The organism is Streptomyces sp. NPDC005805, assembly GCF_040630445.1.
In the GTDB taxonomy this organism is placed as follows: domain Bacteria; phylum Actinomycetota; class Actinomycetes; order Streptomycetales; family Streptomycetaceae; genus Streptomyces.
The window spans coordinates 1-25,979 of sequence record NZ_JBEXXN010000017.1 but is presented as its reverse complement, the minus strand read 5'-3'; the positions used below and the strand labels follow the sequence as shown (position 1 = coordinate 25,979).

The window sequence follows — 25,979 nt, the reverse complement described above, 5'->3', positions numbered from 1 at the left end:
CGCCTGCCCCTGCCGGCCGCTTCCGCCGGCGGCCCGGCCTGCGACCGGCGGCCTGCGACCGGCGGGCTGCGGGGCTGCGGGCGATCCCGGTTCGCCGCCGCCGACACGGGGCCGGGCGGGCTCGGGCGGCCCCGAGACAAGCGGCCACGCCGAACGCGTGGACGCGGGGGCCGCGGCCGGGCCCAGGCGGCTCGGGGCAAGGGGCCACGCCGAACGCGTGGGGACGGTGCCCGCACGGGTGACCTCGTTGGGCCGGGGTGCGCAGTGCCGGTCGCGGGGCGGGGGCGCCGGGCGCAGCCTCTGGACCGGGTCGCGAACCACCGGCCCGCGACGCGGAGGTGATGGTGTGTCAGGCAGCCTGCTCGGCAAGGTGTGCGCGGCGGCGCTGGTCGCCGTGACGGTCGTCGCCCTGGCGCCCCCCGCGGGTGCGGTGGACGCGGCCGAGGAGCCGCCACCGGGCGGGACGGTCGGGCGGGTGCTGGGAGACCTCGGCGACAACGTGGCCGAGGCCCTCGCGGGGGCGGGCCCGGTCGCGGACCCCGGCGCACTCGCCGGGGCCCCCGGGACCGCCGCGGGGATCGTCGCCCGGGTGCGGCAGCTGTACCGGGAGGCGGCCGACGCCGAGCGGACCGTCGCGGAGACGACCCGCGCGCTCACCGCCCGGCGGGCCGGGAACGCGCGGCTCGCACGCGACCTGGCCGAGGCGCGGGAGGCGCTGCGGGAGAGCCGCGCGGCCGCCGGGCGGATCGCCGGGGAGCAGTACCGCACCGGCGGCTCGGAACTCTCCGCCCCGCTGAGGCTCCTGCTCGCCGGCGACCCCCGGCGGGCCCTGGAGCAGAGCTATCTGATCGAACGCGCCTCGGCCGCCCGGCGCGCCGCCCTCACCGGCCTGGAGGCCGCCGAGCACCGGGCCCGCACCCTGGCCGCCGACTCGCGCACGGCACTCGACGCGGAACTGGCCCTGGTGGCACGGCAGCAGAAGGCGAAGGCGACCGCGGTCGCCCGCCTCCGCTCGGCGGAGGCGCTGCTCGCCGCGCTCCCCCCGGACGAGCTGGCCGGCCTCTCCGGCGAGCCGTCCCCGTCCCCGTCCACCCCTCCGGACCCGGGCGCGTCCGGAGTACCGGACCCGGCCGCTCCGGGCACCGCCCTGGAGCCGGAGGGCTCCGAGCCTGCGTAGGCAACGCGGGGACGTGGTGCTCACGATGTCGATCGTCACGCGCGAGGGTGGCCGCCGGCGCGAGCCGAGCCCCTCCTGACGCAGTCTCGGCGCCGCCGGGCCGCACGGCCGGCTCCGGTTTTCTCCGATCAGCAGCACCCAGAATCCCTTACTGAGTATCAACTACTCATGCGATTACCCAACCGCAAGACAAAAGTGATGGTGGAGCCTGAGGAATTTCAGATGGGCAGGCGCCCGAAAGGTGCAAAAGCATGACCAAGGAAACCCTTGATCTTCGGAGCCTGCATGCCGACACGCTCGATGAACTCGCTTCGTTCTTTCTGTCCAAAATGGACAGCCAGTGGCCCACTCAGGTCGAGCGTATTCTGCTGGTCCTGAAGGATTTCGCGCTGCGCCCAGGAAAGATGCTGCGCCCGTCCTTCGTGTACTGCGGGTGGGCGGGCTCGGGAGGAGATCCGACATCCCTCGCCATTCGGAAATTTGCTGCGGGTATCGAGATGTTCCACACTTTTGCTCTGATTCACGACGACGTCATGGATCAGAGCGCGACCCGGCGCGGCAGACCTACAGTTTGGAGGGCGCTGGCGGGATTCGATGCGCAACAGCGCCACCGGAACGGCCGAGACCAGTTCGCCGACAACGCCGCGATTCTGCTCGGCGACCTCTGCCTGGTGTGGTCCGACGAAATGATTCGCGAAGCCGGCCTTGAATATGAAGCAATGATGCGCGCCCAGCCTCTTGTCGCGCAAATGCGTTCCGAGATCATGGTGGGCCAGTATCTGGATCTACTCACCAGTGGAGTTCGGCAGGGCGCGAGCCATGGCCAAACGGCCTGGGAGGTCCTCCTCTACAAGACTGCCCGATACACCGTAGAGCGACCGCTGCAGATTGGTGCCGCCCTGGCGGGAGCACCGGACTCGCTTCTGCATTCCCTCTCACAATACGCCATACCCCTGGGCGAGGCTTTTCAGCTCCGCGACGACGTCCTCGGCGTCTTTGGCTCCGAGAAGAAGACAGGGAAGTCCCGAATGGATGACCTAAGGGCGGGTAAGGCGACAATCCTTTTGGGGCTGACCTACGAGCGAGCCGATTCTCGGCAGCTGGAAACACTCGACCGCTGGGTGGGACACCCGGATCTCCAGGAACCGGACGCGGACCTGATTCGTCAGATAATCATAGACACCGGAGCCTTGAAAAAGGTTGAGGAAATAATTGACGAGCGACTGCGAACCGCCACGGATCTACTGATCTCCTGCCGTTTTCCGACGGGCGTCCGCGACACACTTCGGGTTCTCGCCGAAAGCTGCACGCACCGCTCCGTGTGAAGGGAGGAAGCTCGTGAAATCAAGCTCCACGGAGATGCGTTCCACACCTGTGTCAGAGTGCTGCTCCCACCCGAAGCTGGGAGCTTCTCAGGGCCCGTGGCACGAGAACCCGTATGCGTTCTGCTCCGCGCTGCGCGAGCAAGGTCCTGTTCACCGAGTTCATTTGCCGAGCGGGCTCCACGCCTGGCTCGTCGTCGACGACGAGGCAGCCCGTTCTGCCTTTACGGACAGCAGGCTAAGCAACTGTCCGGATACAGCTGGACGCGATTGGCACGCGCACGAATCCGGGCCCGAAAGCTCTTCTCTCGGCCGGCACATGCTCAACAGTGACGCGCCCGACCACACACGACTGCGCAAGGCGGTAGTGAAGTACTTCACCGCCGGCCGCATCGATCAACTCAAGCCAACCGTTCAGGAGATCGTATCCAGCCTGGTGGACCCGATGATCGACCGCGGAGGCGGAGATGTCATGGCTGACGTCGCCATGCCGCTTCCTGTCCAGGTCATCGGCCATATTCTGGGCGTGCCGAATGCGGAAAAGCACGGATTCACAGAAAGAACGCGGCTGATCGTGGCACCCGCGCCTTCCGAGCGGCACCTTGTGCCGCTTGCATGGCGCGAAATCGGAGAGTACCTGAGCCGGGTAATCGCCCAGAAAAGATCGTCTCCCGGCGACGATCTACTGAGTTCCCTCGTTTCGCAGGGCAAGGGCACCGCCGAGGCCATGACCGACCCGGAGTTGCTGTCCACTGCATTCCTCCTCCTGATCGCGGGCCACGAAACCACCACGAGTGCTATAGGAAACGCGACCTTCATGCTGCTGAAGAACCCGAAAGTTCTTCGGCAACTCCGCACACAGCCCTCACTCATCAAGCATGCCGTAGAGGAGTTCCTCAGGTACGACGGTCCGCTCAAACTGGCGAGCTGGCGTTTCGCTCGCGAAAGAATGCATCTGTGTGGCGCCCGCATAGAGAAGGGGGACACCGTTCTGATCGCGTTGGGAGCAGCCAACAGGGATCCGTGCAGGTACCGGGATCCGGACCTGTTCCGCCTCGAAAGGAAGCCGAAGGGCCACCTGACGTTCGGGCACGGAACTCATGCGTGCTTCGGAGCGTCACTCGCACGGCTGGAAATGGAGACCGCCATAAGAAGCCTGATCGTTGAACCCTCGATCGAGATGGCGCTCGCGACCGACGAAGTGGCCTGGCGCCCAGGAATACTGACACGCAGCCTCACGTCACTTCCGGTCACTATGAGCACTGACGCACAAGGAAGCGAAGACAATGCACGATCTTGACACCGGACTGGACAAGGCTGTCGAGTTCCTGCTGGCTCATCAGGACGCTGATGGTGCCTGGCGAGAGAACTTCAACCTCAGGGCCGGCTACTCGGGTTCCTGGACGACCGGGTACGTCGGAATCCGGCTACGAAGAGCGCAGGACAGGATCCACGATGTCGTTCCGGCGTTGAAAGCAGCGACTGCGTGGTTGTCCTCGCAGCAGCAGGAAGACGGGGGATGGGACTACAACCACAACTACCGCAGGAACGACAGCGATTCCACCGGCCACGCGGCAGTCCTGATCAACCGGGTAGCGGGGGTACATCATGACAGGGCGGCTCAGCGACTCCTGGATTTCCAGCGGGAGGACGGCGGAATCGCCAGCTTCGACGGCTGCGACGCGGACGACTCCTGGGGGTGCAGCCACCCCGATGTGACCCCGATCGCCGTGCAGGCACTCATGACGGCGTCACAGCCCGATATGGCGGTGGTCCGCAGGGCCCTCGCCTACCTGGCCACCTATCCGCGGTCGGCGTCACTCTGGCCGTCCTACTGGTGGACCACCCCGCTGTACTCGACTCTCTTTGCTGTCGAGCTGCTCACCGAGCACGCGTACCCGTACGACAGCACGGGGGTGCTGGAAGCGGCCATGGCAGTCGAGGATCGCTCCACGTTCCATCTTGCGCTGCGCGCCCGACTGCTGAAACTGCTCGGGGACAACCGGTCGGCCGAAGCAGACGTGTCGGAACTGCTAACCCGGCAGCTCCATGACGGCGGCTGGGACGCCGAGCCGATCATGCGCGTAACGGAACAGGATGCGATGTTGTCCCCTTCCGGCCACCAACTGCGCGGACGGCTCGAGTTCGACCGACGCCGGCTCTTCACCACGGCGACAGTTCTTGATGCTCTCGTATCGGTGAGCGGAACCACGGACACATGATGAAGGCGGTTCGACGGCTCGTTCTCCTACGACATGCAGCTACTGCGTGGAACGACGAAAGGCGGCTTCAGGGAACCGCAGACATCCCCCTCAGCGCGATCGGGGCAACACAGGCAGAACGGGTAGGAGACCTCTTCGCTCACACCGGTACCGCACTCGTGCTCTCTTCACCCCAAAGCCGAGCCCTGGCGACAGCTGAGGCGATCGCCTGCTCGTCGGGGGCGCCGTTGGAGATTCATGATGCCCTGCGAGAGGTCGACATCGGGGACTGGCAAGGTCTCACCGTCGAGGAGATAGCAGAGAGATATCCTCACGACTTCAAGAAGTGGTGCTCCGGCGCCGAACCACGCCGCCGGGGTGGCGAGTCGGAAGAATCCGTGGCCGACCGATCCGCTCCTGCCGCCCTGAAGGCACTCCATACACTCCGGCCGGGCGCAACTCTCGTAGCGGTGAGCCATGCCGGGACGCTCCGTGCCATGCTGTCCCGGCTACTCGGGCTCTCCCCACAGCAAAGACACGCCCTCGGCTACCTGCACAACTGCCATTGGTCCACTCTCGCGGTCGGAGAAACCGTCCACCTCGTTGAGCACAATGTCGGCGCTCTCCCGCCGCAGTCCCCACGCGTACCGGGAAATTCTGGGCGATCCCCGGTTCATCGGTTCTCTCCGCAAGGGAAGGGCACGTAGTGGTCAGCGGTCTCCGAGGAAAACGCGCAGTCGTCACCGGAGCGGGGTCGGGAATCGGACGCGCTACGGCACTGGAGCTCGCCGCACACGGGGCAAGCGTGAGCGTCGTCGACATGAACCCCAGGACAGCGGATTCCGTGTGCGAAGAGATCTCCTCCGCAGGGGGAATCGCTCACCCTCACATAGCGGACTTGCGCGGCGAGCACGCTCCGTCCCGGGTGATGGCCGACGCCGTCGGCGCGCTCGGGGGGATCGACATTCTCGTGAACAACGCCGGTGTCGTCGGCTCCGCGGCGGGCCCGGCTCAGGCCACGGACGAAGAGTGGGAGGACATCATGCTCACGAACGTCACAGCCCCCTTTCGACTCATCCGGTGCGCTGTACCGCATATGAGCGGCACGGGTGGATCCATCGTGAATGTCGCATCGGCTGCGGGCCTGCGCGGAAGCGCGGCGGGCACGGCTTACACCGTTTCGAAGCATGCCCTGGTGGGCCTGACGCTTTCCGCCGCCGTCTATCTCCGAGGGCAGGACATTCGCGTCAACGCCGTATCCCCTGGGGCCACGCTGACCAACATGCGAGTACCGTCTCGTGTGGAACTCCAGCAGGACGAGAAGATCATCGAGTGCTACAGGAACAACAGGGGGAGAGTTTCCCACCCTCACGACATAGCCCACACGATCCTGTTTCTCGCATCAGATCTCGCCCGCCAGGTGACCGGGGTGGTCGTTCCCGTGGACAACGGATGGAATGCCGTGTGACGCCTCAACTCCGGCACGGCGGCGAGACAATCACGGCATCGGCCGGTCCGTTCGACGGTCGCAGGGGCACCGCTGGCGTCAGCGGTGCCCCTAAAGCCCCGGAGCGCCGGGCCAGGGCCGTCACTAGCCGCCCGGGCTCGCCGTCAGGGCAACGGCTCCGCCACCGGTCAGCAGCGCATCAGGCTCCCGTGACCGAGGCCAGGTAGGCGCTCGTCTTCTCCGGGTCGTAGAAGAAGTTCTCGAAGTCGGCCGGGTCGTTGAAGCCGTTGGCGAAGCGGTCGGCCACCGGCTGGAGTTGGCCCGCCGCGCCGATCAGGTTCAGGACGTGCTCCGGCGGGACGCCGAGCATCGCGTTCGTCCACTTGGTGACGTGCCGCGCCGTCTCCCAGTAGCGGTCGAAGGTCGCCCGCATCCACGCCTCGTCGAACGGCTTGTCGCCGTGCTCCGTGATCGACGCCAGGTAGGAGGCGGCGCACTTGGAGGCGGAGTTGGAGCCCTGGCCGGTGATCGGGTCGTTCGCCACGACGACGTCCGCGACGCCGAGGACCAGGCCGCCGCCGGGCAGCCGGCCGACGGGGTTGCGCACGGTCGGGGCGTACCGCCCGGCGAGGGTGCCGCCCGCGTCCGTGAGCTCGACCTTCGTCGCGCGGGCGTACTCCCACGGCGTGAAGCGCTCCATCAGCTCCAGCGTCAGGGCCAGATGCTCGGACGGGTCCTTGACGCCCTGGAAGACGTCGAGCGGGCCGCCCGGGACGCCCTCCCAGAAGAGGATGTCCGCGCGGCCGGAGGTGGTCAGGGTCGGCATCACGAACAGTTCGCCGACGCCCGGGACCAGGTTGCAGCGCACCGCGTCGTAGTCCGGGTGCTCGGGGCGGGGGCCCAGGCCGTGGACGTAGGCGACGGCGAGCGCGCGCTGCGGCTCCGCGTACGGGGAGCGGGAGGCGTCCCGGCCGAACATGGACACCAGTTCGCCCTTGCCGGCGGAGACCAGCACCAGATCGTAGGTGCGGGAGAAGTAGTCCAGGTCGGAGACGGCCGCGCCGTGGATGACGAGCTGGCCGCCGCGCTGGGCGAAGGTCTCCATCCAGCCGGCCATCTTGACGCGCTGGTCGACGGACTGCGCGTAGCCGTCCAGCCGGCCCACCCAGTCGACGGCGCGGGAGCTGTCGGGCGCGGCGACCGAGACGCCGAGTCCCTCGATCCTCGGGGCCTGCGGCTCCCAGAAGTTGACGCCGAGGTCGCGCTCGTGCTGGAGCGCGGTGTGGAACATGCACTGGGTGGACATGACCCGGCCGGCCCGGATCTCGTCGGCCGTGCGGTTGGACATCAGGGTGACCTCGTAGCCCTGCGACTGCAGGCCGAGGGCGAGCTGGAGACCGGACTGTCCGGCTCCGACGACGAGTATCTTCCGCATGGCGGGACTCCGTTGGGGTTCGGGAGGCTGGGAGACTGCGCTGAGGAGGAGTGCGCTGAGGAGACTGCTGGGACGCCGCTCGGGCGCCTTCCGGTGGCCGGGCGGGCGCGGTCGGACGCTACTCGGGCGCGGCGTCCAGGGCGTGGCCGACGAGCGCGAGCAGCGACTCGATGACCGTGACCCGGTTGCGCGCGTCCATGATCACCACGGGGACGTGCGGCGGCACCGTCAGTGCCTCCCTGACGTCCTCGGCCTCGTACGCGGGCGTCCCCTCGAAGTGGTTGACGGCCACGATGTACGGGAGCCCGCAGCTCTCGAAGTAGTCCAGCGCGGGGAAGCAGTCCGGCAGCCGCCGGGTGTCCGCCATGACGACGGCCCCGATCGCCCCGCGCACCAGGTCGTCCCACATGAACCAGAAGCGCTGCTGGCCGGGGGTCCCGAAGACGTACAGCACCAGGTCGTCGTCGAGGGTGATCCGGCCGAAGTCCATGGCCACGGTGGTGGTCAGCTTGTCGGGGGTGGCGCTGAGGTCGTCGGTGTCCTCGCCGGCGCTGGTCATCAGCGCCTCGGTCTGGAGCGGGGTGATCTCCGAGACCGCTCCGACGAAGGTGGTCTTGCCGACGCCGAAGCCGCCCGCGACCACGATCTTCGTCGCGGTGGGGGCCCGGGTGGTGTCCAACTGCCAGGGCTGGACGTCCTCCTGGGGCAGCGGGGTGTCCGTCCCGGGCGCGTCCGTCCCGGGCGCGGATATCGGTCCGCCGTCCGGGGCGGTGGCCGCGCCGGGGGCCGGGGGCGCGCCGGGCGTCTCCTCGGCGGGGCGGGTGAGGAGCGTGTCAGAGGCGGCGGAGTCCACTCAGCACCCTTTCGAGCAGCGCGCGGTCGGGCTGGCCGGTGCCGTGCCCGGTCCCGTACACACGGATCTTTCCCTGGTCGGCCAGGTCGCTGAGCAGCACCCGGACGACACCCAGCGGCATCTTCAGCAGCGCCGAGATCTCGGCGACGGTACGCATACGGCGGCACAGCTCGACGATGGCCCGCAGTTCGGGCATGACGCGCGAGGCGAGGTTCCCGCCGGGCAGCTCGCGGCGCTCGGGCGGGGCGTCGAGGGCCGCCACAAAGGTCTCCACCAGCAGGACGTGCCCGAAGCGGGTCCGCCCGCCGGTCAGCGAGTACGGCCGCACCCGGGCGGGCCGCCGGTCGCCGCGGATCGGGAGCTTGGGGGACGATGCGGCAGCGGTCATCGGGTGCTCTCCATCGATTTGCGCAGCTCACTGCGGATTTCGGGGGTGAGTACATGCCCGGCGCGGCCGACGAACAGGGCCATGTGGTAAGCGACGACGCTCATGTCGCAGTCGGGCGTGGCGTGCACACCGAGCAGGGAGCCGTCGCTGATCGACATGACCAGGACACTGCTCCGCTCCATGGCGATCATGGTCTGCTTGACCCCGCCGCCGTCCATCAGCCCGGCGGCGCCGATGGTCAGGCTGCCGATGCCGGAGACGATGGTGGCGAGGTCGGCGCCCGCGCCGCGGGGGCCCGCGGGGCGCTCACCGGGTTCGGGGCGGGCATCGCCCGCTCCGGTCTCCTCGGGGTCGGAGGAGAGCAGCAGCAGTCCGTCGGACGAGACGACGGCGACCGCCCGGACTCCCGGCACCTCCTCCACCAGATTGCCCAACAACCACTGCAGATTGCGGGCCTCGCTGCTCAGCCCGAATGTGCCGGTCGCAGTCACCTGCGTGCCTCCTCGACTGTGTCCCCCGCTTCTGTCCCGGTCTCTCGCGCCATGTGGGCGCGCTGGTCGGTCCGGTCCGCCGCGGGGGTGCCCGCGGCGGTCTCCTCGGGTGCCGTGCCCTCGGGGGCGGCGGCGAGTTCGGCCTCGGCGTCGCGACGGCCGTCGCGGGCGCCCTGCTGGAAGCCGCCGAGGCGGCGGCGCAGTGCCTCGGCGTCCACCGAGCCGCTCCGCTCGGCGGGCGCGGCGGGTTCCACGAGGCGCGGGGTGCGCTTGGGCAGCCCCTTGTCGGTGACCCGGTCCCAACCGGGTCCGCCGGTGGGAGTGGGGGTGGCGTCCATGTGGTCGGGCGCTGTGTGGGCCGGCGCTGTGTGGTCGGACGACGTGTGGGCCGGGGCCGTGTGGTCGGGCGACGTGTGGGCCGCGGACATGTGGTCGGCGCCTGTGTCGTGGCCACCCGTGTGGTCGTCGGACGCGGTGGTGTCGGACGACATGTGGTCGGACGCTGTGTGGGCCGCCCCCATGTGGTCCGACTCCGTGTGGTCGGACGACACGTGGTCCGAGCCCGTGTGGCCGGCGGACATGGTGCCCGCGTCCACATCGGCGTCCTCGGGGCCGGGCTGGCGGGGCAGGCGCATGGTGACCGTCGCCTGGTCGATCCCGTCGGGCTCGTCCGTCTCGTCGGGGCGCTCATGGGTGTCGCGTTCGGCGGCGGCCGCGCGCACGGCCCGCTCGGCGGCCTCCACGAACGGGTCACTCGCCGGCAGACGCTCCTCCGCGTCCACGTCGGCCACGTCGGCGCCGGCGGCCGCGCCCCCGCCGGCATCCACGCGGGTGTCGGCGTCCGCCCCGTCCCGGTCCTCCTGGGCGGCCTCGGCCGCTGTCTCCGCGTCCGCCCGGGACTCGCCCTCGGTGCCGGCCAGCGCCTCGGGGCCCGGCTCGGCCCCGGCGGGCGCGTCCGTGTCCGCCCCGGGGTCCGGCGCCTCGGCGGACATGTCCGCGTCGACCGCCGCGTCCCCCGGCGCCGCACCGGCGCCCTCGGCGCCACCCCCGCCCCGCCGTGGATTCGCCGGCAGCGCGTTGGAGTTGGCCTCGGCGACCGAGCCCGGGAGGTGGAGGGCGGGGGCGCGGCCCGCCACCGCCACCTGCTGCGCGGTCGCGGCCGGCGGCCCCTGCGGCAGCAGCGCGGCCGGGACGACCACCACGGCCGTGATCCCGCCCTGCTTGTGCTCCCGGAGCTGGACCCGCACCCCGTGCCGGGCGGCCAGCAGCCCGGCCACCCGCAGACCGAGGCCCTCGGTCTCCCGCGCGGCCGGGGTCTCGTGCGCGGCCGGTTCGGCGAGCAGCGCGTTGACCTCGTCGATCCGGGCGGCGGTCATCCCGATGCCCGCGTCCTGGACGGAGAGCATGACCTCGCCGCTCTCCAGCAGCCAGCCCGACATCTCGACCTGCGCGTCCGGCGGCGAGAAGGAGGTGGCGTTCTCCAGGAGTTCGGCGACCAGGTGGCTGAGGTCGTCCGCGGCGAACCCGGCGACCTGCGCGTGCGGCGGCAGGGACTGGATGACGACCCGGTCGTACCGCTCGATCTCGCTGACGGCTGCCCGCAGGACGTCGACCAGCGGGACCGGTCCGACGTGCCCCTGGCCGTGCTCCGCGCCCGCCAGGACCAGCAGGTTCTCACTGTGCCGCCGCATGACCGTGGCCATGTGGTCCAGCTTGAACAGGGTGGCCAGGCGCTCCGGGTCCTGCTCGCGCTCCTCCAGCTTCTCGATCACGCCGAGCTGGCGCTCGACCAGTCCGAGGGTGCGCAGGGAGAGGTTGACGAAGGTGTGGTGGACGGTGTGCCGCAGCCGCTCCAGTTCGGCGGTCAGCTCACCGGTGCGCTCGCCCAGTTCGGCGCGGGCCGCGGCGAGTTCACTGCCGAGGGTCTCACGGGAGGCGGAGAGTTCGCCGTGCTCGCCGTCGAGGCGGGCGACGCGCGCGCCGAGGTCCCGCAGCTGCCCGTGCAGGGCGTTGAGGGAGCGGACCACCTGGGCGAACTCGTCGTTGCGCCCGGTGAAGCGGACCGGCTCCTCCGTCTGCGGGGACTCGGCCAGCCGGGCCGCCCCGATCCGCAGCACGGCGAGCGGCCGGGTGAGGGTGCGGGAGACCGCGGCGAGGACGCCGACGGTGACCAGCAGCAGCCCGCCGACGAGGGCGACGCGCACCTCCAGGGCGGTCACGTCATCGTCCCGCAACTGCTCGAAGGCGGTGATCCGGCCGGCGGCGAGGGTGGTCTCGGCGCCGCGCATCTGCTCGATGCGCGCGGTGAGCGCGGCCTCCAGCTTCGCCCGGTCGGTGCCGCGTTCGCCGCTGATCAGACGCGGCTGGTCGGTGAGGCGGGCGAGGTAGCCCTCGGCGGTACGGACCTCGGGGCCGGTGACGGTGGCGGCAAGCCGGTCGCGGGCGGACTTGGCCGCCGCCTGGTCGAAGTCGGCGAGCGCGGCCAGTTCGCGGACCCGGGCCTGCTGGGCGGCGGCGGTGAGCGCGTCACGGGTGCGGGCGGCGGCCTGGGAGTCCTCGCCCTCCGTCTCGACGGGCAGACCGGTGATCGGGTCGTAGGTGAGCTGGGTGGGCGGCTTGGGCACGGACAGCGCGGCGAGCAGCAGTCCCCGGGCGGCGGACGCCTGCTCGACCGCGTGGCCGAGGGCGGCGGGGGCCCGGGTGCCGTCGGCGGCGCGCGGCGGGGTCTTCTCGGCCAGCTCGTAGGAGAGGGCCTGGAGCCGGTCGATGACCGCCGTGTAGGCGCGGTGCGCCTCCATCGGGGTGCTGTCGTCGGAGAGGGCGGTGCGGCGCAGCGAGGGGACGGAGGCGAGGCTGCGGTTGAGGTCGGCGTGGTCGGAGCCGGTCTCGGCGCGCATCTCGTCGACCTGGCGGTCCACCCGGGCGGCCAGCGCCTCGGAGAGGGTCCGGCGGTCCTTGGCGTCGCCCTTCTGGGCCTCTCCCCCGGCGGCGAGGTAGGCGACGACCTCGTCGCGCTCGTCGGCGAGGGAGTGGGCGAGGGTGACGGCCTGCCGGTCGAGGGCGGCGAGGGTCACCAGGCGCTGGGACTCGGTCAGGTCTGCCGAGGCGGCCAGGATTCCGGGGGCGCCGGCGCCGACGACGAGGACTCCGGCGACCGTGACACCGGCGACGAGCCTGCGGCGCACCCGTACCGGGCGTCCGCCGGGGGTCGGGGCGTCCTGCGGGGCCGTCCGTGCGGGGGCCGGGGCCTGGGACTCGCCGGACTCGCCCGCGTTCGCCGTGGGCGTGCCGCCCTTACCCCGAGGCCGCTTCTTCTGCACCGGTGCTCGCAATCTTGCTTGACTCGTCCACCCATGAAGCAGAGATGACGACCGGTCACACGCGAGAGCCCCACCCCTGGTCCGGCTTCCGACCATTCCAGTGCGTCCGGGAGGGAGGCGCGCATCGGCCGCTCCGCCACCCGAACGAGTGAACAACATGCCGGAGTTGGCGAACAACTTCGGCGAGGGCCGCGCGGGAGGCCGCGCGGCGCGTGCATTGGACCTCGCGGCGTCCCTTTGGCAAGATGCGCGCCCGCACCTTCGCACAAGGCGCCAACCGGGCCGAAGCGCCCGTCTGACCTGCTGGTACGGCACCGTCCGGGCTCCGTGCGGGCGGCGTGAAGGAGTCGTGCAGACTGGGTCGCATGCGCATCGACGCCGCCTCCGCGCCCGGCTCGGCCCAACGCCCCAACGAGGACTGGATCTCCGTCTCCCTGCCCGCCTCGGGCCAGGGTGGATCACTGGTCGTCCTGGACGGGGTGACTCCGCCGCGTGACGACGCGGGGTGCGTGCACGACGTCCCCTGGTTCACCGCGCGCCTCGGCGGCGCGCTGATCGAACTGTCCGGTTCGCGGCGCGACCTGACACTTCGGGACGTTCTCGCGGAGGGCATCCGCCGCACCGCCGACGCCCACCGCGGCACATGTGACCTTTCTCACGTCCGCACGCCTCAGGCGACGGTGGTCCTGGCGCGTTGGGGCGACGGCCCGGACGGGGTCGTGGAGTACCTGGTGCTGTCGGACTCCACCCTGCTGCTGGAGTCCGACGACGGGTCGGTCACGGCGCTCCTGGACGACCGGCTGGACCGGCTGCCGCCGGAGGCGCTGCGCACGCACGCCTCGGCGGACGCCTTGCGGAACGCGGAGGGCGGCTTCTTCACGGCCGCCGCCGACCCGGCCGTGGCGGCCCGGGCGGTGGCCGGGAGCGTCCCGAGGGCGGGGCTGCGGGCGGTGGCCGCGCTGACGGACGGCGCCTCGCGCTGGGTGGACCTGTTCGCCCGGGGCGACTGGGCGGAGTGCGCGGCCGTGCTGCGCAAGGAGGGGGCGCGGGCCCTGATCGACCGGGTGCGCGCCCTGGAGACGGAGGCGGTGGCCGGGCGCGGCGGGGTCGTGCCCCGGTGGAAGGCGCACGACGACGCGTCGGCGGTGTACGCGGAGTTCTGACCACCGACGACTGACCCGGGGCCGCCGCGGCCCCGGGGGCGACCCGGCCGCAGCTTGCGGCGCGCGCCCGCCTGTCAGTCGTCGGCGCCCGCGTTCAGCTGGTGCAGCAGCCGGGCCAGCTCCGCCACCTCGGCCCGGTCCCAGCCGGCCAGCTTGCTCCGGTAGCGCTCGCGCCGGGCGTCGCGCACATGCCGGAACCGGGCCATTCCCTCACGTGTGAGCCGTACGAGGGAGGCGCGGCCGTCCGCCGGGTCCGGTTCGCGCGTGACCAGACCCAGGTCCTCCAGGGCCCGCAGCTGGCGGCTCATCGTCGCCTTGCCGACGCCGAAGTAGGCGGCGAGTTCCGTGGCGCGCTGCGTCCCGGTCTCCTCCAGGCGGACCAGCAGACCGTAGGCGGCGGGTTCCAGTTCGGGGTGGACGGCGCGGGCCATCTCGCCCGAGGAGGCCCGGGCCCGGCGCAGGAAGACCGTCAGCTCCCGCTCCAGCGCGAGGAATTCGCGGTCCACACCGCCGGGACCGCCGCCCGGCCCGCCCGGTCCCGGCGAACCGGCCGGGCCGGTGGGCCCGGCCGAGTGGGCCGGCCCGGCCGTGTGTGGCGTACCGCCGTCGTGCACATTTGCACCCATCGCGCGCTGTCCCGGTTCTGCGAGTTCTGAGAGTTCTGAGGAGCTGGGAGTGACCTCCGGCGGTGCGTATCGCCGCAGTCCGGTCAGTATTTCGCAGGACGGGACGCCCCGGGGGCGCGGGTTCGCGTTCAGCGCGCCGCGCGTCCCGGCCGGGGCCACCGGGCGAGGGGGCGTCGCCGGTGTCCGCCGTGCGGGTTCACCACGCCGCCGGTCCGTGCCGCCGGACCGGCCCTTGGTGATCTTGGAGTGCACGCTGAGCCCGTGCACAGATCCGGAAAGACCGGCCGCCCTCGCCTCGCGACGGCCGGCATCCTCGCCGCAGCCCTCTCCGTCCTCCTCACCGCTCCCGGCCCGGCCGCCGCCGGCCCGTCCTCCCCCTCCGCACCCGCCGACCCCGCCGCCCTGTTGCGCGGCACGGCCCATATGGGCATGGGCGTCCTCGGCCACGACGGCCGGGGCGGCACGCCCGAGGGGCCGCGCGCGGTCCAGACCGAGGGCGTCGACGTCTCCAGCCACCAGGGGAACGTCGACTGGTCCTCGCTGTGGACCAGCGGCGTGAAATGGGCGTACGTCAAGGCCACCGAAGGCACGTACTACAAGAACACCTACTTCACCCAGCAGTACAACGGCTCCTACGACGCCGGCATGATCCGGGGCACCTACCACTTCGCGGTGCCCGACAAGTCCTCCGGCGCCGCCCAGGCCGACTACTTCGTCGACAACGGCGGCGGCTGGTCGGCGGACGGGCGCACCCTGCCCGGCGTTCTCGACATCGAATGGAACCCGTACGGCGCCGCTTGTTACGGCAAGACCCCGGCCGCGATGGTCGCCTGGATCCAGGACTTCCTGACCCGCTACAAGGCCCGGACCGGCCGCGCGGCCGTGGTCTACACGGCCACCAGCTGGTGGACGCAGTGCACGGGCGGCCACGCGGGCTTCGGCGCGACCAATCCGCTGTGGATCGCCCGCTACGACAGCACCCCGGGGCCGCTGCCGGCCGGCTGGTCCACGTACGCGATGTGGCAGTACACCTCGTCCGGCCCGATCGTCGGCGACCACAACCGGTTCAACGGCGCGTACGACCGGGTGCAGGCGCTGGCCAGGGGCTGACCGCGGACCCTGCCCCGGAACCCGGCCGGGGCAGGGCAGGGCAGGGCGGTGTCAGGCCCAGTGCGCGGGCCGGGTCAGCGTCCCCGGCAGCCGGGTCGCGCCGTCGCCCCGGGCCGCGTTGACCTGCGGCTGGGTCAGGAACACGGCGCCGGTGAGGTCCGCCCCGGCGAGGTCGGCGTCCCGGAGGTCCGCGCCGAGCAGGTCGGTGAGCCGGAGGTCGGCGCCGGACAGATCGGCGGCGATCAGCCAGGCGCCGCGCAGGCTGGTCCCGCGCAGGTCCGCGCCGCGCAGCCGCGCGCCCATCAGGTCGGCGCCCCGGCGGTCCCGGCGGCCGCCCCGCGCCCCGGCGCGGGCCAGTTCGCTCGCCCGCCCGAGCAGCGGGCCCGCCTCCCTGCGGCAGGCGTCGACGTCGGTGCCGATCAGCGCGGCCGGGTCCTTGCGGGTGAGGGCGGCGACGGTGTCCCGCTGGGCGCGCAGCCCGGGGTGCACCTCGCGGGCGGCGGGCAGGGAGAGCGCCTCGTCGAGGTGGTGCAGCAGTTCATGGAGCTGCCGTACGACGGGGAAGACGGCGAACATCCCGGCGGCCGTCGTGGGCTCTTCCCGCCAACTGGTGCCGCCGTAGAGGACCTGGGAGACGTGCTGCCCGGCGCCGAAGCAGTCGTAGACGGTGCAGCCCCGGTAGCCGGAGTCGCGCAGTCGGGCGTGGATTCCGCAGCCGAAGTCCTCCCGGAGGTTGCCGCAGGGGGTGCCGGCGGGCTTGTCGGCGGCGAAGTCCGCGGAGGCGGCGAAGGGCAGCGCGACGCAGCACAGGCCGAAGCAGTTGGCGCAGTCGGCCCGCAGGGTGGTGTCCATCAGCCCATTGTGCGGGGGCGGGGCCGCCGGCCCGCACGTCCACGGAACACGGCGCTGGACACGGCAAGGGACACGGCAACGGGCCCGTCCGGACGGAACGTGTCGTTCCGGCCGGACGGGCCCAGGGGCTCCGGGACCGGCGGCCCCGGCTCGGGCCACCGCGGCTCGGGCTCGGACCCGGCTCAAGCTCGGACCCGGCTCAGGCTCGGACCCGGCTCAAGCTCGGACCCGGCTCTCAGGCCACCGCGGCCGGCACCAGCGCCTCGGCCGGCGAGAGCGCCAGCTCCAGCACCTGCCGGACGTCCGTGACCGGGTGGACCTCCAGCGTGTCGAGGATCTCGGCCGGGACGTCGTCCAGGTCGGGCTCGTTCCGCTTCGGGATGACCACCGTGGTGATGCCCGCCCGGTGCGCCGCCAGCAGCTTCTGCTTGACGCCGCCGATCGGCAGGACCCGCCCGGTGAGGGAGACCTCGCCGGTCATCGCCACGTCCGTGCTGACCTGCCGCCCGGAGAGCAGCGAGGCGAGGGCCGTGGTCATGGTGATGCCCGCGCTCGGGCCGTCCTTGGGGACCGCGCCCGCCGGGAAGTGGATGTGCACACCCCGGTCCTTGAGGTCCGCGACGGGCAGTTCCAGCTCCGCCCCGTGCGAGCGCAGGAAGCTCAGCGCGATCTGCGCGGACTCCTTCATCACGTCGCCGAGCTGGCCGGTCAGGGTCAGTCCGGCCCCGCCCGTCTCCGGGTCGGCCAGGGACGCCTCGACGAAGAGGACGTCGCCGCCCGCGCCCGTCACCGCCAGCCCGGTGGCCACGCCCGGCACCGCGGTGCGGCGCTCGGCCGGGTCCTGGGCGGACTCGGGGACATGGTGCGGCCGGCCGATCAGCCCGCGCAGTTCGCCGTCGGTGACGGTGAACGGCAGCTCCCGGTCGCCGAGTTCGTGCTCGGCCGCGACCTTGCGCAGCAGCCGGGCCACGGACCGCTCCAGGTTCCGCACGCCCGCCTCGCGGGTGTACTCCCCGGCCAGCTTGCGCAGCGCGGACTCGTCGATCGTCACCTCGCCGGTCTCTAGACCGGCCCGCTCCAGCTGGCGCGGGACCAGGTGGTCGCGGGCGATGACGACCTTCTCGTCCTCGGTGTAGCCGTCCAGGCGGACCACCTCCATCCGGTCGAGCAGGGCCTCCGGGATGGCCTCCAGGACGTTGGCGGTGGCGAGGAAGACCACGTCGCTCAGGTCGAGTTCGACCTCCAGGTAGTGGTCCCGGAAGGTGTGGTTCTGCGCCGGGTCCAGGACTTCGAGGAGGGCGGCGGCCGGGTCGCCCCGGAAGTCGGAGCCGACCTTGTCGATCTCGTCCAGCAGGACGACCGGGTTCATCGAGCCGGCCTCCTTGATGGCGCGCACGATCCGGCCGGGCAGGGCGCCGACGTAGGTGCGGCGGTGGCCGCGGATCTCCGCCTCGTCCCGGACGCCGCCGAGTGCGACGCGCACGAAGCTGCGGCCCATGGCGTGCGCCACGGACTCGCCGAGGCTGGTCTTGCCGACACCGGGCGGGCCCACCAGCGCCAGCACCGCGCCGCCGCGCCGGCCGCCGACGACGCCGAGGCCCCGGTCGGAGCGGCGCTTGCGCACGGCCAGGTACTCGGTGATGCGCTCCTTCACATCGGCGAGGCCGGCGTGCTCGGCGTCGAGTACGGCCCGGGCGCCCTTGATGTCGTAGGCGTCCTCGGAGCGCTCGTTCCACGGGAGGTCGAGCACGGTGTCGAGCCAGGTGCGGATCCAGGAGCCCTCGGGCGACTGGTCGCTGGCGCGCTCCAGCTTCTCGACCTCCTTGAGGGCGGCCTCGCGCACCTTCTCGGGCAGGTCGGCGGCCTCGACGCGGGCGCGGTAGTCGTCGGACTCGTCGCCCTCGGACTCGCCGTTCAGCTCGCGCAGCTCCTTGCGGACGGCGTCGAGCTGGCGCCGCAGCAGGAACTCGCGCTGCTGCTTGTCGACGCCCTCCTGGACGTCCTTGGCGATGGACTCGGCGACGTCCTGCTCGGCGAGGTGCTCGCGCAGCTGCTCGGTGGCGAGCTTCAGCCGGGCGACCGGGTCGGTGGTCTCCAGCAGTTCGATCTTCTGGGCGGTGGTGAGGAACGGGGAGTACCCGGAGTTGTCGGCGAGCTGCGAGATGCCGTCGATCTGCTGCACCCGGTCGACGACCTGCCAGGCGCCGCGGCGCTTCAGCCAGTCGGTGGCGAGCGCCTTGTACTCCTTGACGAGTTCGGTGACCTGGCCGGGCAGGGGGTCGGGCACGGTCTCCTCGACGACCGTCCCCTCGATCCACAGCGCCGCCCCGGGCCCGGTCGTCCCGGCGCCCACGCGCACCCGCCCTACACCGCGGATCAGCGCGCCGGGGTCACCGTCGGACAGCCGCCCGACCTGCTCGACGGTGCCGAGCACGCCGGTGGCCGCGTAGGTGCCGTCCACCCGGGGAACGAGGAGCACCTTCGGCTTGTTGCCCGAGGTACGCGCGGCCGCGTGGGCGGCCTCGACCGCGGCCCGCACCTCGGTATCGGTCAGGTCGAGCGGCACCACCATGCCGGGCAGCACGACCTCGTCGTCCAGGGGCAGCACGGGCAGGGTCAGCGGTGTGTGGACGGTGAAGTCGTCGGCATCGGCAGCCATGATCTCCCCTTCGGCAGTCAAGTTGAGCTGTACCGACTCAATGCATGTGAGTCCCGGGATGTTCCCCCGGGGTTGTTCGCTGTGAGCGATCACACGCGGGATGTGTCCTGTAGCGCTTGACCCGGAGGCGGTTCCGGCCGGGGCGGCGGGGCGGAAATCCGCTGGCGGGAGCGGGGGCGCCGCGCGAGAGTGGCGCGATGGAGCACCGGGACGGCGGGGGCCGCGATCCGATCACCACGGGGCACGCCCCGCCGCGCGGCTTGAACCCGGCCGGGACGATCGCCCGGGAGGGCTCCCCCGACCGCGTCCCGCCACCGTTCGCCCCGGTCGTTGCGGCCCTGCGGGAGGAGTTCGACGGGCGCTTCGGCGGGGGCCGCGGACTGCACGGCCTCTATCTGTACGGGAGCGTGCCGCGCGGGACGGCCCGGCCCGGCGTCTCCGATCTCGACGCGCTGGTCCTGCTGGACCGCGAACCCACGGCCCGCGACCGCGCGGACGCGGCGGACCTCGCGGCCGCCCTGGACGCCGCGCATCCGGCGGTGGACGGCGTCGGCGTCCTGCTGCACTCCGCCGCGGAGGCGATGAGCGACCTGGAGCGGTACGACCTCGGCTTCTTCGTCGCCTGCCTCTGCACCCCGCTCCTGGGCGAGGACCTCGGCGCCCGGCTGCCCGCCTACCGCCCGACCTCCCTGCTGGCCCGGGAGACCAACGGCGATCTGGCCCGCGTGCTGCCGCGCTGGCGGACGCTGGAACGCGAGACGGCGGGGTGCGAGACGGCGGCGGCCGGCGCGGAGCGCGCCGCGCTGGTGCGCCGGGTCGCGCGACGGATCGTCCGCACCGGGTTCACCCTGGTGATGCCGCGCTGGGGCGGCTGGACCAGCGACCTGGAGCTGTCGGCCGAGCTGTTCGGCCACTGGTATCCGGAGCGGGCGGGGCAGATGCGGCGCCTGGCGGCGGTGGGCCTGAACGGTCCGCCCGGAGTGGCGGAGGTGGCGGGCGGCGAGGACGTCCTGCGGCCGGCACTCGACGACCTCGGGCCGTGGCTCGCGGCCGAGTACACGGCGCGGCACGGGACCAGGAGGTGTCCGGCGGATCAGGGCCGGTCAGGACGCGGCGTCTGGTGCGGTGGATCGCAAGGCGCCGGGATGCCTTCATAGCGGAGCTATTCAGGCATTGCGGCAACGCGGCGTGGGGGTACCTCCCGGCGAAGCCAGGGGGAGGGCCGTGCCAGGCGTCGTGGGCCCCGGCCAAGATCCGCCGGACACCTCCTCATGCGCCACGCCCCGCCCCTCCCGCCGCCGCCGGGTGACGCGAATCACCCGCGTCCGGGCCCGGTCGACCGTCGCGCACACGCACACCCTCGCGATGTAATAGTCGAAATAATCATCAGGCCATTACCCACCGGGGTGTGGGCGAGGAGAGCGCGTATGTCCTTTGATTCCACCGCCGCCGCCGTCGACGCCTGGGTCCGCGGCTGGGTCGTCTCGCGCGGGGCGGCCGACCCCGTGGCCGCGCCCTGGGGGTTCACCGTGGATGTGGGGCAGGTCCGGCACGCGACGCGGCATGTGCTGACCGCGGGCGACGAGGCGACCGTGCGCGAGGTCGCGGGGCGGGTCGCCGCGCCGACCGTGTGGCTGAAGGTGTTCGCGGAACCGGAGGACGTCGTCCGGTGGGCCGGGCCCGACTGGCAGGCCGACGAGCCGGGCTGGCTGATGTGGACACCGCTGCGACTCGCCGGGGCGCGGGCCGTGCCCGCCGGCTACACCCTGCGCACCTGGGACCGGGGCGGGGTCACCCGGGTCCTGGTGACCGCGGCCGACGGCTCCTTCGCCGCCCGTGGGCAGATCGCCCCCACCGGCGCGACCGCCGTCGTCGACCAGATCGAGACCGCCCCGGAGCACCGGCGCAAGGGCCTCGGGCGCCTGGTGATGCACACCCTGCACGAGGCCGCCCTCGCCCGGGGCGCCACGACCGGTGTCCTCGGCGGCACACCGGACGGCCGCGGGCTCTACGAGTCCTTGGGCTGGAGGGTCCGGGCGCCGCTGGTCAGCCTGTTCCACGCGGCGGGCTGAACGGGCCGCCCGCGGGCCGCCGGACATCCGTTCCGCCCGCCCGGGAAAGGTCCGCGAAACTCCCGTGAACCGCCGGCGCCCGCCCGGACGACAGACAGAACGTGAGACTGATGCGCCCCTCGGGGGGAGAACGGGACGACGACGCCCGGCTGTTGCGCGCCGTCGCCCGTGGGGACACGGAGGCGCTCGGCGTCCTCCACGACCGGCACGCGGGGTGGCTGCACACCCGCCTGACCCGGCGCTGCGCCGACCCGGAGATGGTGCGGGAGGTGCTCCAGGACACCTTCGTCACGGTCTGGCGCTCCGCCGCCGCGCACCGGGGCGGCGCGGACGCCGGCGGCTGGCTGTGGGTGATCGCCGCCCGGCGGCTGGTCGACGCGCAGCGCGCCCGGGCCCGGCAGGAGCGGGTGGCGGCCGAACCGGCCCCCGCCGTCCCGTCGGCCGAGGACCGGGTGCTGGCCGGGCTGGAGTACGGGGACGTCGGCACGGCGCTGGAGCGGCTCTCGCCCGAACTGCGGGAGGTCCTGCGCGCCACGGTCGTCGACGGGCTGACCACCCGGGAGGCCGCGCGGCTGCTCGGCATCCCGGAGGGGACGGTCAAGACCCGCGCCCTGCGCGCCCGCCGCGAACTGCGCGCGGCCCTCGGCACGAGCACACGCCCGGCCTGGGGAGGCACGGCATGAGGCAACGGCGGAACACGGGCGCGGCGCACGGCGTGAACGGTCCCCGGACCACGGGTGGCTGGCACGTCGACGGGCGTCTGGCGGCGGACTACGCCTCGGGGGCGATCACCGAACCCGACGCATGGTCCCTGGAGAAGCACATCGAAGCGTGCTCCGGATGCGCCGCGCTGGTCTCGGAGGCGGTGCGGGCCGGGGCGGCCGGCCCGCTTCTGGCCGAGCTGCGCGGGCAGTTGCTCACCACGGCGACCGACCAGGGACGGGCACGCCGCCGGCGGCCGCTCGCCGCCCGGGCCGCCACCGGCCGCCGCCGCCCCGCGCGGGCCCGGCCTCTGCTGCGCGCCTTCGGACCCGGCCCGCACCGCTCCTGGGCGGGGGCGCTGTTGCTCGTCGTGGCCGGGGCGCTGGGCCTGGCGTACGGGGGCGCGTCCGGCAGCGCGCTGCCGCTGCTGCTCCTCGCCGCGCCGCTGGTCCCGCTGCTGGGGGTGGCGCTCTCGTACGGGCGGCACTCCGACCCGATGCACGAGATCGCCGCGTCCACGCCGTCCGGCGGGCTGCGGCTGCTGCTCACCCGGACCGCGGCCGTCCTGGCGGTGAGCCTGCCGCTGCTGACGGCGACGGGGGCCGTGCTGCCGAGCGGGTACGGCGGCCCGGGCGCGGCGGCCTGGCTGCTGCCCGGTCTGGCGCTGACCAGCGGGGCGCTGGCGCTCAGCTCGTACATCGGCTGCCGCACGGCGGCGGCCGCGGTCGCGGCGGGCTGGCTGGGCGCCGTCGCCGCACCCGTCCTGGCGGCCCGGCCGGAGTCGGCCGCCGAACGCCTGGCCCCGTACCTGGACGGCCCCGCCGTACAGGGCGGTTGGGCGGCGGCGGCCCTGCTGTGCGCCGCGCTGCTGACCGCACGCCGCTCGTCCTTCGCGCACCTGGAGAGAGTGTGACCACGCAGACAGGCCCCGGCCCCGGCACGCCCGCGCACCCGGCGGACACCGTGGTGGTCTCCGGGCTGACGGTCCGGCACCGCCGTACCCTCGCGCTCGACGCCCTCGGCCTCACGCTCGGCACCGGAGTGCACGGGCTCCTCGGGCCGAACGGCGCGGGGAAGACCTCGCTGATCCGGGTCCTGGCGACGGTCTCCGAACCGGCCTCGGGCCGGGTCGAACTGCTCGGCCGGGACGCCGCCCGCCCCGCCGAGCGGACGGAGATCCGGCGCAGGCTCGGCTATCTGCCGCAGGACTTCGGCCACTACCCGGGCTTCACGGTGCGGGAGTTCGTGGCGTACGTGGCGTGGCTGAAGGAGATACCCCCGGCGGACGTGCCCGCGGCCGTGGACCGCGCGATCGACCGGGTGGGCCTCGGCGACCGGGCGGACGCGAAGCTGCGGACGCTGTCGGGCGGCATGGTCCGCCGGACCGGGATCGCGCAGGCGATCGTGAACGACCCGGAGCTGCTGCTGCTCGACGAGCCCACCGTGGGCCTGGACCCGGAGCAGCGCGTCGCGTTCCGGGCCCTGCTGCGGGAGCTGGGGGCGGACGCCACGGTGGTCGTCGCCACGCATCTGGTGGAGGACGTGGCCGCCGCGTGCTCGCGGGTCGCGCTGATCGAGTCGGGCCGGGTCGCGTTCCACGGCCCGACCGGGGAGCTGACGGCGCTGGGCACGGACGCGGCCGGCGGGACCGGCGAGGAGCCGGTCAGTGCCATCGAACGCGGCTACACGGCGGCGCTGCGGGCGTACCGCGCGGAGCGGGCCGGCCGGGCGGCGGACGGGGTGGCCCGGTGAGCGCAGCCGAGCGACGCCCCGAGTCGGGTGTCGGCCAGGACGCCGACCACCTGGGGCGGGCCCACACAGAGGCCGACCACATAGACGCCAGCCACACAGGGTCCCGCCCACACACAGGGCGCGGCCATATGGCGCCACGCCACACAGGGTCCCGCCACACAGGGTCCGGCCACACAGAGCCGCACCACACAGGGTCCGCCCCCATGGGCGCCGGCCCTATGTCGCCGCACCACACGGAGCCGGGCCATACCGCCCCGCCACCCGCCCCCGTCCGGCACCCCGCCCTGAGTGAGCTGCGCCGCGGGCTCCCGCCCTGGGCCGGGCTCGCCGTCTTCCTGACCCTCGCCGTCGCCCTGGGCCAGAAGGCCGAGCGCTGGCAGGGCAGTTGGGGCGAGACCCAGAGTCTGCTGCACAGCGCCGCCTCGCTGCTGTGCGTGCCGCTGGCGCTGGCCGCCGGCTGCCTGCAGGGCGGCCGGGAACGGCGGCGGCGCACCGACGAGCTGCGGGCCGCCACCCCGCGCGGCCCGCTCGCCCAGTTCCTCACGACCTGCCTCCCGCTGGTCGCCTGGATCGCGGCCGGCTACACGGTGGCGCACGGCGCGGCCCTGCTGGCGACCCTGCCGTACGCCTCCGCCGGGCACCCGCTGCCGGGCCCGGTCGTCGAGGACCTGGTCGCCCTGGCCGCGGCGACGGCGGTCGGCCAGGTCGCGGGACGCGTGGTGACCTGGCGGCTCGCCGCCCCCGTGCTCGCCGCGCTCGCCTACGCCGTCCAGATCGCGCCCGCGTACGGGTCCGGCGAGGGCGGCGCGCGGTTCCTCAGTCCCGCCTCCTCCCTGCTCGCCGACACCGTGACACCGGTGTGGTGGCAGCCCCTGGTGCTCGCGCTGTGGACCGGCGGGCTGGGGACGGCGGCGGTGCTGGCCCATGCGGCGCGTCGCCGGGCCACGGCCCTGCTGCCCCTCGCGGCCGCCCTCACCGCCGCCACCGTCGTCGTCCAGAGCGGGGAAGGCATGTGGCGTCCGGACCCACTCGCGAACCGCCAGGTGTGCGACACCACGGTGCGACCCCACATATGTGTGAACGCCCTGTACCCCGGTGTGCTGCCCCAGGCGACCGAGGCGCTCTCCGGCGTCACCACCCGGCTCGACGGCGTGGGCAACCTCCCGGCGCGCTTCGAGGACCTGCCCCGGGAACCCGGGCCCGACGAGGCGCAGCTCCCCACGTTCACGCCGATCGGCTGGTCCCTGGTGCGCGGCCGGCTGACCGACCCCGCGCGGTACGCCTGGGAGGGAGCGGCCGCGCTCACCGCCCGTCACTGCCTCGCGCCCGACAGGCCCTCCGGGGCCGAGCTGCGGGTGATGCGCACCGACACGGCCGTGACCGACTGGCTCGCCCCTTCGCCGCTGGGCATCCGGATCGAGGAGGACGCCCTCCGGTGGGGCGCCGAGCGCGGCGACCGGGAGGCCGTCGCCGCCGTCCGCGCCGAACGGGCCGCCCGGGCCCGTCTCGACGCCATGCCGGACGAGGAGCGCCGCGCCTGGCTGACGCGGTACTTCGCCACGGCCGGGGAGTGCTCGCCCCGGTCCCTGAAGGAGGTGCCCGTCCTGTGAGCCCGGCCACTCCCCTTCCCGGGCCCGGCCGCGCCGGTGCCGGCGGCCGCACGCGGCCCCCGGGCGGGCTGGTGCTGCTGGCCCGGTCCCGCGGGCTGCCGTGCACGGTGGCCGGTCTGGCGGCGGTGGCGTTCGCCACCGCCTCGGCCACCGCCTCGGCCGCCGCCTCGGCCGCCGCCTCGGCCGCCGCCGCGACCGGCGGCACACCCGGCCCGGCCCTCCCGGCGCTGCTGCTCGCGCTCGCCCCGCTCGCCGCCGCGGCCGTGATCGGCACCGGGCTCCGCGCACGGACGGAGGAGTTGGACCGCACGGCCGTGCGCCCCTGGTGGGCGCGCCGGTTGGCGCTGTGCGCGGGCCCGGCGCTCCTCGCCGCCGTGCTGCTGGGCCTCGCCATGACCGTGCCGACCGTGACGGCCGGCCCGGCCGGCGGGTACGGGGACGGCTCCGCCGTCTGGGCCGTGGTGCGCAACACCCTGGGGGTCGCCGGCCTGACGGCGGGCGCGGCCGCGGTGGTCGGGGCGAGGCTGAGCTGGCTGCCGGGGGCGGCGTACACGGGCGCGGTGTTCCTCGCCGCCCCGCACGCGGTGGGCGGGTCCGCCGGCGCCTGGGTCTGGCCCGTGCAGCCCGGGACGCAGGGCGGGGCCTGGCTCACGGCGGCGGCCGCGTTCGCCGCGGGGGCGGCGCTGTACGCCTGGCGGGGTGCGCGGCGCGAGCCGGTGTGACGTCCGGGTGCGCGGGGCCGGCCGCCCACGGGGGTGGAGGCCGGGGCCCGCGACCCGGCACAGCCCCGCCGGGGCCG

At 73.3% G+C, this 25,979-nt stretch carries 23 protein-coding genes; 15 read left to right on the top strand and 8 right to left on the bottom strand.

Annotated elements, in window-relative coordinates:
- The first annotated feature begins 346 nt into the window (after positions 1 to 346).
- The 6 genes from ABZ457_RS12300 to ABZ457_RS12275 all read left to right on the top strand — a co-directional run bounded on the left by ABZ457_RS12300 (position 347) and on the right by ABZ457_RS12275 (position 6,168).
- On the top strand, positions 347 to 1,177 hold the full coding sequence (locus tag ABZ457_RS12300; RefSeq protein ID WP_359156798.1) for a hypothetical protein: 831 nt from the start codon (positions 347 to 349) through the stop codon (positions 1,175 to 1,177).
- 251 nt (positions 1,178 to 1,428) lie between these two features.
- Complete coding sequence (locus ABZ457_RS12295) at positions 1,429 to 2,502, top strand: polyprenyl synthetase family protein (protein ID WP_359156795.1); 1,074 nt, start codon at positions 1,429 to 1,431, stop codon at positions 2,500 to 2,502.
- Positions 2,503 to 2,818: 316 nt separating this feature from the next.
- On the top strand, positions 2,819 to 3,799 hold the full coding sequence (locus ABZ457_RS12290; protein WP_359156793.1) for a cytochrome P450: 981 nt from the start codon (positions 2,819 to 2,821) through the stop codon (positions 3,797 to 3,799).
- Entirely contained in the window at positions 3,786 to 4,721 is a 936-nt protein-coding gene (locus ABZ457_RS12285; protein ID WP_359156791.1) for a prenyltransferase/squalene oxidase repeat-containing protein, read from the top strand. The genes ABZ457_RS12290 and ABZ457_RS12285 overlap by 14 nt, the downstream gene beginning before the upstream one ends.
- Positions 4,718 to 5,407, top strand: coding sequence for a histidine phosphatase family protein (locus ABZ457_RS12280; protein ID WP_359156789.1), 690 nt, complete (start codon positions 4,718 to 4,720; stop codon positions 5,405 to 5,407). The genes ABZ457_RS12285 and ABZ457_RS12280 overlap by 4 nt, the downstream gene beginning before the upstream one ends.
- Complete coding sequence (locus ABZ457_RS12275; protein ID WP_359156787.1) at positions 5,407 to 6,168, top strand: SDR family oxidoreductase; 762 nt, start codon at positions 5,407 to 5,409, stop codon at positions 6,166 to 6,168. The genes ABZ457_RS12280 and ABZ457_RS12275 overlap by 1 nt, the downstream gene beginning before the upstream one ends.
- Positions 6,169 to 6,346: 178 nt before the next feature.
- Here the strand turns inward: ABZ457_RS12275 and ABZ457_RS12270 are convergent, their stop codons facing one another.
- The 5 genes from ABZ457_RS12270 to ABZ457_RS12250 all read right to left on the bottom strand — a co-directional run bounded on the left by ABZ457_RS12270 (position 6,347) and on the right by ABZ457_RS12250 (position 12,634).
- Positions 6,347 to 7,582, bottom strand: a complete 1,236-nt coding sequence (locus ABZ457_RS12270) for a styrene monooxygenase/indole monooxygenase family protein (RefSeq protein ID WP_359156785.1) — start codon at positions 7,580 to 7,582, stop codon at positions 6,347 to 6,349.
- A 118-nt stretch (positions 7,583 to 7,700) separates the two neighbouring features.
- Positions 7,701 to 8,333 (bottom strand): ATP/GTP-binding protein, encoded by a 633-nt coding sequence (locus tag ABZ457_RS12265; protein WP_359156951.1) that lies wholly within the window; start codon positions 8,331 to 8,333, stop codon positions 7,701 to 7,703.
- An 82-nt stretch (positions 8,334 to 8,415) separates the two neighbouring features.
- Positions 8,416 to 8,823, bottom strand: a complete 408-nt coding sequence (locus ABZ457_RS12260) for a DUF742 domain-containing protein (protein WP_359156783.1) — start codon at positions 8,821 to 8,823, stop codon at positions 8,416 to 8,418.
- Entirely contained in the window at positions 8,820 to 9,314 is a 495-nt protein-coding gene (locus tag ABZ457_RS12255; protein ID WP_359156781.1) for a roadblock/LC7 domain-containing protein, read from the bottom strand. The genes ABZ457_RS12260 and ABZ457_RS12255 overlap by 4 nt, the downstream gene beginning before the upstream one ends.
- Positions 9,311 to 12,634: a nitrate- and nitrite sensing domain-containing protein gene (locus ABZ457_RS12250; protein WP_359156778.1), complete on the bottom strand. Its 3,324-nt coding sequence runs from the start codon at positions 12,632 to 12,634 to the stop codon at positions 9,311 to 9,313. Before ABZ457_RS12250 ends, ABZ457_RS12255 begins: the two co-directional genes overlap by 4 nt.
- A 365-nt stretch (positions 12,635 to 12,999) precedes the next feature.
- Between ABZ457_RS12250 and ABZ457_RS12245 the strand changes: the two genes are divergently transcribed.
- Positions 13,000 to 13,797 carry a hypothetical protein gene (locus ABZ457_RS12245; RefSeq protein WP_359156776.1) on the top strand — a complete coding sequence of 266 codons (798 nt, stop codon included), beginning with the start codon at positions 13,000 to 13,002 and terminating at the stop codon, positions 13,795 to 13,797.
- 74 nt (positions 13,798 to 13,871) lie between these two features.
- Here ABZ457_RS12245 and ABZ457_RS12240 read toward each other — a convergent pair whose 3' ends face one another.
- A complete protein-coding gene (locus ABZ457_RS12240; RefSeq protein WP_018845477.1) occupies positions 13,872 to 14,303 on the bottom strand; it encodes a MarR family transcriptional regulator in 432 nt (143 codons plus the stop codon).
- A 381-nt stretch (positions 14,304 to 14,684) separates the two neighbouring features.
- Between ABZ457_RS12240 and ABZ457_RS12235 the strand changes: the two genes are divergently transcribed.
- The gene (locus ABZ457_RS12235) at positions 14,685 to 15,533 is read left to right on the top strand and encodes a lysozyme (RefSeq protein ID WP_359156773.1); all 849 of its coding nucleotides are present in this window, start codon (positions 14,685 to 14,687) and stop codon (positions 15,531 to 15,533) included.
- Between the two features lie 51 nt (positions 15,534 to 15,584).
- Here ABZ457_RS12235 and ABZ457_RS12230 read toward each other — a convergent pair whose 3' ends face one another.
- Both ABZ457_RS12230 and lon read right to left on the bottom strand, forming a co-directional pair.
- Positions 15,585 to 16,385 carry a pentapeptide repeat-containing protein gene (locus tag ABZ457_RS12230; protein ID WP_359156771.1) on the bottom strand — a complete coding sequence of 267 codons (801 nt, stop codon included), beginning with the start codon at positions 16,383 to 16,385 and terminating at the stop codon, positions 15,585 to 15,587.
- A 235-nt stretch (positions 16,386 to 16,620) separates the two neighbouring features.
- Positions 16,621 to 19,044 (bottom strand): endopeptidase La, encoded by a 2,424-nt coding sequence (lon, locus tag ABZ457_RS12225; protein ID WP_359156769.1) that lies wholly within the window; start codon positions 19,042 to 19,044, stop codon positions 16,621 to 16,623.
- Positions 19,045 to 19,241: 197 nt separating this feature from the next.
- Here lon and ABZ457_RS12220 point away from each other — a divergent pair, with 197 nt between their 5' ends.
- From ABZ457_RS12220 to ABZ457_RS12190, 7 genes are all read left to right on the top strand, one after another.
- Positions 19,242 to 20,201 (top strand): nucleotidyltransferase domain-containing protein, encoded by a 960-nt coding sequence (locus ABZ457_RS12220; RefSeq protein WP_359156767.1) that lies wholly within the window; start codon positions 19,242 to 19,244, stop codon positions 20,199 to 20,201.
- A 270-nt stretch (positions 20,202 to 20,471) separates the two neighbouring features.
- The gene (locus ABZ457_RS12215) at positions 20,472 to 21,116 is read left to right on the top strand and encodes a GNAT family N-acetyltransferase (protein WP_359156765.1); all 645 of its coding nucleotides are present in this window, start codon (positions 20,472 to 20,474) and stop codon (positions 21,114 to 21,116) included.
- A 101-nt stretch (positions 21,117 to 21,217) separates the two neighbouring features.
- Entirely contained in the window at positions 21,218 to 21,799 is a 582-nt protein-coding gene (locus ABZ457_RS12210; protein WP_359156763.1) for an RNA polymerase sigma factor, read from the top strand.
- Positions 21,796 to 22,731, top strand: coding sequence for a zf-HC2 domain-containing protein (locus ABZ457_RS12205; RefSeq protein ID WP_359156761.1), 936 nt, complete (start codon positions 21,796 to 21,798; stop codon positions 22,729 to 22,731). The genes ABZ457_RS12210 and ABZ457_RS12205 overlap by 4 nt, the downstream gene beginning before the upstream one ends.
- Positions 22,728 to 23,570 (top strand): ABC transporter ATP-binding protein, encoded by an 843-nt coding sequence (locus ABZ457_RS12200; RefSeq protein ID WP_359156759.1) that lies wholly within the window; start codon positions 22,728 to 22,730, stop codon positions 23,568 to 23,570. The genes ABZ457_RS12205 and ABZ457_RS12200 overlap by 4 nt, the downstream gene beginning before the upstream one ends.
- Positions 23,571 to 23,773: 203 nt before the next feature.
- Positions 23,774 to 25,180 carry a hypothetical protein gene (locus ABZ457_RS12195; RefSeq protein ID WP_359156757.1) on the top strand — a complete coding sequence of 469 codons (1,407 nt, stop codon included), beginning with the start codon at positions 23,774 to 23,776 and terminating at the stop codon, positions 25,178 to 25,180.
- Positions 25,177 to 25,902 (top strand): hypothetical protein, encoded by a 726-nt coding sequence (locus tag ABZ457_RS12190; protein ID WP_359156755.1) that lies wholly within the window; start codon positions 25,177 to 25,179, stop codon positions 25,900 to 25,902. The genes ABZ457_RS12195 and ABZ457_RS12190 overlap by 4 nt, the downstream gene beginning before the upstream one ends.
- The last annotated feature ends 77 nt before the right edge of the window (positions 25,903 to 25,979 follow it).

Bases quoted from the DNA above. Each gene is read 5' to 3' on its own strand.
- ABZ457_RS12245 (WP_359156776.1), top strand. From the start codon at position 13,000: ATGCGCATCGACGCCGCCTCCGCGCCCGGCTCGGCCCAACGCCCCAAC.
- ABZ457_RS12285 (WP_359156791.1), top strand. From the start codon at position 3,786: ATGCACGATCTTGACACCGGACTGGACAAGGCTGTCGAGTTCCTGCTG.
- ABZ457_RS12195 (WP_359156757.1), top strand. From the start codon at position 23,774: ATGGGCGCCGGCCCTATGTCGCCGCACCACACGGAGCCGGGCCATACC.
- ABZ457_RS12280 (WP_359156789.1), top strand. From the start codon at position 4,718: ATGATGAAGGCGGTTCGACGGCTCGTTCTCCTACGACATGCAGCTACT.
- ABZ457_RS12270 (WP_359156785.1), bottom strand. From the start codon at position 7,582: ATGCGGAAGATACTCGTCGTCGGAGCCGGACAGTCCGGTCTCCAGCTC.
- ABZ457_RS12230 (WP_359156771.1), bottom strand. From the start codon at position 16,385: ATGGACACCACCCTGCGGGCCGACTGCGCCAACTGCTTCGGCCTGTGC.
- ABZ457_RS12290 (WP_359156793.1), top strand. From the start codon at position 2,819: ATGCTCAACAGTGACGCGCCCGACCACACACGACTGCGCAAGGCGGTA.
- ABZ457_RS12215 (WP_359156765.1), top strand. From the start codon at position 20,472: ATGTCCTTTGATTCCACCGCCGCCGCCGTCGACGCCTGGGTCCGCGGC.
- ABZ457_RS12205 (WP_359156761.1), top strand. From the start codon at position 21,796: ATGAGGCAACGGCGGAACACGGGCGCGGCGCACGGCGTGAACGGTCCC.
- ABZ457_RS12260 (WP_359156783.1), bottom strand. From the start codon at position 8,823: ATGACCGCTGCCGCATCGTCCCCCAAGCTCCCGATCCGCGGCGACCGG.
- lon (WP_359156769.1), bottom strand. From the start codon at position 19,044: ATGGCTGCCGATGCCGACGACTTCACCGTCCACACACCGCTGACCCTG.
- ABZ457_RS12295 (WP_359156795.1), top strand. From the start codon at position 1,429: ATGACCAAGGAAACCCTTGATCTTCGGAGCCTGCATGCCGACACGCTC.
- ABZ457_RS12220 (WP_359156767.1), top strand. From the start codon at position 19,242: ATGGAGCACCGGGACGGCGGGGGCCGCGATCCGATCACCACGGGGCAC.